This window comes from Flavobacterium sp. ZB4R12, assembly GCF_048276375.1.
Classification (GTDB): Bacteria; Bacteroidota; Bacteroidia; order Flavobacteriales; family Flavobacteriaceae; genus Flavobacterium; species Flavobacterium gawalongense.
Genome location: NZ_JBLNKS010000054.1, coordinates 1 through 1058, shown reverse-complemented (window position 1 = coordinate 1058; position 1058 = coordinate 1). Strand labels below are relative to the sequence as shown.

At 38.3% G+C, this 1058-nt stretch carries 1 protein-coding gene; it reads left to right on the top strand.

The features are described from left to right. Positions 1-1058, top strand: a 1058-nt coding sequence (locus ACNO7W_RS16395) for an OmpA family protein (RefSeq protein ID WP_417938929.1), incomplete at both ends; no start/stop codon positions are given.

Sequence of the window (1058 nt, the reverse complement as noted above, 5' to 3'; positions counted from 1 at the left end):
CACCCCGCACTAAGTCCTGACGAAAAAACACTGTATTTTGCTTCCGATATGCCTGGAACGCTGGGACAGTCTGATTTATTTAAAGTAAAAATAAATGATGACGGGAGTTTTGGATCCCCTGAAAATTTAGGAAACACAATCAATACAGAAGGAAGAGAAACTTTTCCATTTGTAAATGACGAAAACGAGATTTATTTTGCCTCAGACGGGCATCCCGGTCTTGGTGGTCTGGACATATTTGTGTCTAAAATAAATGCAGACGGTACTTTCTATGAGGTTCAAAATGTAGGAGCGGATGCCAATTCCCCTAAAGATGATTTTGCCTATTTAATTGACACTAAATCCAGAAGAGGCTTTTTTTCCTCCAATAGAGATGGGGGGCAAGGTTATGATGATATTTATAAATTCCTGGAAACCAGAAGACTTACTTGTGAACAATTATTGTATGGAGAAATTACCGATTTAGCTACCGCTGAAGTCCTGCCAAATGCAAAAATAACTTTGCTTGACGATAAGCTCAACCTTATAAGCACTGCTGTTTCAGACGAAAAAGGCAACTATTCCCTCCCAGTAGAATGTGGCAAAAGATATAGTGTAAGAGCCGCAAAAGAAGAATATACCACCAAAGAGCAAATAATTACCATTGCTGCAGCAAACGGAAAAACACATTTACCTTTTGCGTTAGAAAAAGCAACTTGCAAAGTGGCCGTGGGCGATGATTTGGGTAAATGTTTCGGTATAAAAATGATTTATTTCGATTTTGATAAATCAGATATCCGAATAGAAGCGGCATTGGATCTAGAAAAAATATTGGATGTAATGAATCAATACCCGGCTATGAAACTCGATATTCGTTCCCACACAGATAGTCGTGGATCATTCAAATACAATGAAGCCTTATCCGACAGAAGAGCTAAATCGACAATAAACTGGTTAATTAAAAATGGGGTTTCCCCAAAAAGATTAGTTGGCAAAGGCTATGGAGAAAATCAACTTGTGAACAATTGTTCAGACGGGGTAAAATGTTCCGAAGAAGAACATCAATTCAATAGACGCAG